Source organism: uncultured Porphyromonas sp., assembly GCF_947254915.1.
Lineage (GTDB): Bacteria > Bacteroidota > Bacteroidia > Bacteroidales > Porphyromonadaceae > Porphyromonas.
Window position 1 is genome coordinate 1 of record NZ_CAMYEZ010000139.1, and the last position, 4,750, is coordinate 4,750.

At 47.3% G+C, this 4,750-nt stretch carries 4 protein-coding genes and 1 pseudogene; 3 read left to right on the forward strand and 2 right to left on the reverse strand.

Annotated features, from left to right (window positions below):
• A pseudogene (locus Q0X57_RS07580) lies at positions 1-302 on the reverse strand (TonB-dependent receptor); the annotation flags it as partial.
• Between the two features lie 854 nt (positions 303-1,156).
• Here Q0X57_RS07580 and Q0X57_RS07585 point away from each other — a divergent pair.
• The 3 genes from Q0X57_RS07585 to Q0X57_RS07595 are packed head-to-tail and all read left to right on the forward strand — an operon-like array spanning position 1,157 to position 4,378.
• On the forward strand, positions 1,157-1,957 hold the full coding sequence (locus Q0X57_RS07585; RefSeq protein ID WP_297729801.1) for an Ig-like domain-containing protein: 801 nt from the start codon (positions 1,157-1,159) through the stop codon (positions 1,955-1,957).
• A 31-nt stretch (positions 1,958-1,988) separates the two neighbouring features.
• The gene (locus tag Q0X57_RS07590) at positions 1,989-3,797 is read left to right on the forward strand and encodes an Ig-like domain-containing protein (protein ID WP_297729803.1); all 1,809 of its coding nucleotides are present in this window, start codon (positions 1,989-1,991) and stop codon (positions 3,795-3,797) included.
• A gap of 5 nt (positions 3,798-3,802) precedes the next feature.
• Positions 3,803-4,378 carry a hypothetical protein gene (locus Q0X57_RS07595; RefSeq protein WP_297729805.1) on the forward strand — a complete coding sequence of 192 codons (576 nt, stop codon included), beginning with the start codon at positions 3,803-3,805 and terminating at the stop codon, positions 4,376-4,378.
• A gap of 192 nt (positions 4,379-4,570) precedes the next feature.
• Here the strand turns inward: Q0X57_RS07595 and Q0X57_RS07600 are convergent.
• The coding region (locus Q0X57_RS07600; protein WP_297729808.1) for a hypothetical protein at positions 4,571-4,750 on the reverse strand (180 nt) is incomplete at its 5' end.

Here is a 4,750-nt window from a genome sequence, read left to right on the forward strand (position 1 = left end):
GCGCTGGTAGGCTCCTTGCTCACCTCTACTTGATTTCGCTCAGGGGTGTAACTGGAGCCGAGGTAAGAGACTCTATACGAATAGGCTCCGAGAGGGAGCTCTTCGTAAAAGCGCCCATGCTCGTCACAAACGGCGGGGAAGCAGAGCGTGGAGTCCTGACTACTGGTGAAGAGAACTACAGCATTGACCAGTGCTTCGCCCATTGTCGTGGTCACCTCCCCAGTCACGGTGCCGATGCGCTCTTGTGCTAGCGATGCCACGGCTGAGGACGCCACGAGGAGAAGTGAAAGTATGAGTCTCACGAACGTCTTCTTATGCTCCACCGCAGGAGAATGGCTTCCAGTCATCGCTTCTTGTTGTCTTGATAGAGATATTAGGGTGTTGGGGTGTAGCCCTTACGAAAAGAACCTCTCCCGAAAGACACCTCGTTTATACACCTGCAAAGTTAGATAGACTTTACGCTCTACACAATACCCGAAAGGGTAGAAGCGTAGAGGTTGAAGTGTTTGCTGGGCGGATCCTGTCGGGTAATGCTTGGGGTGGGCTGAGGCGTGTGCCATATCTAGCGAGGAAATATCCAAATAGCTCGGTGGAGAATGAATTTTCTCCACGGAGGCCCGAAATAAAACATCGGAAGAATGAAATGAAACTTCGGAAGAATGAAATGAAACTTCGGAAGAATTTTCTCGTTCCTCGGTGGAGGTTGAGAAATAGCTCCGTGGGGATTTTGCAATTCCTCGGATGAGCCTAGATACGCTTATATGATGTGTGATACACCGCTTGCTAATTGATGGTAACACACTGGTGAAATGACTTGAAGAGTACTGCGAGCTGTACTTGTGATAATCTGCCTACGCTGGACTGTTACTGCTCAAGTCATCTCTTAGAAAGAGTCTAGCTGGGATAGTCTAAGGACCTCTTTAAGATCATATGCCGTGGTTAGGACCTTCCTCTCAAAGAAAGGTACATTGAGTGCCATTTTTAAGGCGTTTTACAGCTTATTTGATGCATTGTGTTATTTTTCTCTAACTTTGTATGCAGAATGGGAATGAGAAGGTAGTAAGCTTCACCTTGCCTAGACTCAGACCGTGCTGTATGGTGTTGACACACTAGCTACAAGCATCTTTACGAAACACTAAATCAACTTTAATACATAATGAAAAGACAAACGCACTTACTTATGCTCCTATTGGCAATGTTAACCATTGTCGGGTGCGATAAGGAGCCTGGCTCTTCGCCCGCAGTCACTCCTGCAGAGAGTATCATACTAGATGATGGGCAGCTAGAACTCATTGAAGGGGAGGTTTACAAGCTCTCAGTGACTATCCTCCCTAGCAATGCTACGGTGCAGTACAGTAGCAGTGATGAGTCAATAGCCTATGTGGATAAGGGTACAATCTTTGCCATCAAGCCAGGCAAAGCTGTTATCACGATTGCCTCTGGATCTATCAAAAAAGAGTGTCAAGTCTCTGTCGTCATAGCGAATCAGAGTAAGACATTTGCAAGGCTGCCGATACCTGAATTTGCTCTACTAGGTAACCCCGACAAGGCTAGCGTCTTCGCCTGGGAGAAAGCACACGGAGGAACTCACGAGCCACGTCTTAGCAAGACGGACGAGTCTACGGGACAAGAGACTATAGCCTTCAACGTAAATGACGAGACTATACGACTACGCATATATACCATCTCCTCGCTCTCTGAAAAGAAACCTCCCGTAGTCAGTGAGATAGCTCTCTATGCTTCGCCGATAGACTATGTCTTTGAGATAAAGGGCTCGGGAGCACGCCTAAATCAAGCTCTCCGCAAGCTGATGACTCGAGAGGGGTACATCCTCAGTCATATCACCTCTCTAGGAGCTTCGTATGTCAATCCTACTATATCAATGGGGGTGATCATCTCACCAGCGAAACATCCTGAGATAGGAGACTTAGCTCTATTTAACTACAAGCGACTCTAACTAATTCACTCACTATAGAAGATGTGTCATTATGAAAGATCTTAAGGTATACTTAGCCCTACTATGCGCTACGCTACTCCTTTTCTCTAGTTGTGCTAAGGAGCAGGAGGCTCCACAGAGCTACTCTATTGACTTTGCACAGAAGAAAGTTACTCTCACTAAGGGTCAAGAGGTACTCTTGGCTGTTAAAACAGAGCCCGAGCAGATCTCTCAGAAATTGATCTGGACGAGCCAAGATCCCACCATTGTGACTGTATCTGAAAAAGGTCTAGCAAAAGGGCTCCAAGCGGGCAATACAATCGTAACTGTGCAAATCGAAGGTACAGACGCTAAAGCTTCTTGTCTTGTGTCTGTCTCTAGTTCATCTTCGGGACAAGACCTGACGGTGACGATTACCCCTTCTAGTGCTCTACTCGCTCCAGGAGAGCAGGTTCAGCTGGCAGCGACTATAGATCCAGCCTCTGAGGAGCATACTATAGAGTGGATTGCCGAGAAGCCTGATGTAGCTTCTGTTGATGAGCACGGCTTGGTCACTGCAAAAGCTCTTGGCGAGACAATCGTGCTCGCACGCATCAAAGGCTCCAACGTGACCGCAAGCTGTCTGATAGAGGTGCGCCAGCAAGCGCAAGTGCAGCTGTCGGCGGAGATAGCTCATAAACTCAAGCCCGGCTATAGCTTGACACTTTCTGCCGCAATTGCTTCGGGTGAGTCTCTGCTCGTAGATGATGGCAGTGGCGAGAGAAAGGAATACGCAGTATCAAGCAATGCTTCTAATCCGACGATGCTAGATATACCCGTGAGAGGAACTACCGTCAAGCTCTATGGAGCCCCGCTCTCATATCTATCTCTCGCTAGCAATAAGGCTGTAGAGCGTATCTCTATCCCTCAGCCAGATATGCTCAAGGTGCTAAACCTACAGGACAATCAGCTCAAGGCTCTAGATCTTTCTGCCTTTTCAGCTCTAGAAGAGCTATCAATAGGAGGTAATTCATTTGAGGGTAAACTGAGCATAAATCTTCCGAAGCTCAAGATGCTACGTCTAGATCACAATAAGTTGACAGCTCTCGAGCTACACACGCCAGCACTAGAGTCTCTCTATGCAGATCATCTAGCTCTGACGGCTCTAGCACTACCAGCTACGATGTCCCATCTGAAGCTCCTAGAGGTACATCATAACAAGCTCTCTAAGGATGCTACAAAAACTCTTGTGACTAGTCTGCCTAAGCTTACCGGGCAGCGAGGCAAGTGTATCATCCTGAATACTGAGTTACCCACACCCGAGGGTAATCAATTGGATAAGAATAGTGTCATACCTCTCGCTCAGAGTAGAGGTTGGGCTCTTTATGATGGTAGGGTAGAGATCAAAGCAGAGACGATACAGAAGGATCCCCAGGGACTGAATATTAAGGACGTAGCCTACTTGGACTGGAGCAAAGGCTCTAAGGAGACTATCACTACCTGGGAGATGGCTCAGGGTGCTACCTATGACACTGGGGCTAGTGATACTGAAGACCCTGACTACCTACAGCTAGCTTTCAAGGGGAAGGCTGGTGGCGATGTCTTCAAGCGAGTCTATATTATAGAAGAGGGCAAACTAGTGCAGGTTGAGGTCTTTGTCAAGCCTTTGGATCGTGTCTTAGTCCAGGATAGTGGAGCCAAGCAGAGACTTAACAAGAACTTTTTAGACTCTCTAAAGGCCAACGGATATACTACTCCTCAAGAGAGGGGCTCTAATCAATTCGCTTCGGACAATGCTACGCTACATAGCAAAGTGCTAATATATGAAGAGATGGAAAAAGGCATTCAGGCCGCTAAGCTAACCTATTCACAGAAAAGATAACAGCCATGAAGCAGTACGTCAATCTATTTTGCGGAGCTCTATGCTTGAGCCTCCTGCTAGTCGCTTGTCAGGGTACTACTCCTCCGATAGATCCTGTGGATCCTATCCAGCCTCGTAACTCATATCCTGATAATGAAGTCTTCGTATCTCTCATCCCATATCCTTGCAATGAGTGGGGTGCTAGTAAAGAGGACGTTGAGGCTTGGGAGTACGCCCACGGAGGCACACTTAATCAGAAGAAGAGTGAGGAGTACTCAACTAATCAAGACCTATTCCTATGGTACGATGTAGACTCTAAAGCTAACCCTGTCAGAGGGTATTACATCAGTCGTGCCAAGGGAGCTATGGATCAGGCTATCGGCTACTATGCGCCTTGCTCCCTCGTGGTTAGTGATGACGGGACTAAAGTTAACCCTGTCGTAGATAACCTCTTGACAAAAAATGGCTATGAGTACACTGGGCTAGTCGCTGAGGGATTCTTCCAATATACGAGTCCCAAAGTGGGTAAGGTCTTGCGTATAGCTCGTGTAGAGTTGGATGGGGCACAGCTAGCCTATGTGACTTACAATCGCAAGCCCTAACGCTACTCTTAACTGGGGACGATAGAAGTAACAGCTTGACTAACTAAAGGCTTTTGTTGTATCGTCCTCTAGAAGCTGACAAAGGACTCTGTGCTTGAGTCGCTCGTATCGTACTAGTCTCATAGTAGATACGAGTTCTAGAAGTTGTTTCCCCCTTGGAACTGAAGTTCCAAGGGGGAAACTTTTCAAACCCTAGGGAGGGACTAACAAATCCCTAGGGAGGGGTAAAGCTTTCGGTCGGGCTAACGCATTGTTTAGGATGAGTTCGTCTACGGCACTATCAAGGAAATCGGACATCTCCTCGGTAGCGTTTTTTGATTCTCCACGGAGGAAATGAACAATTCTTCGGAACTTTGATTTCATTCTTCCGAA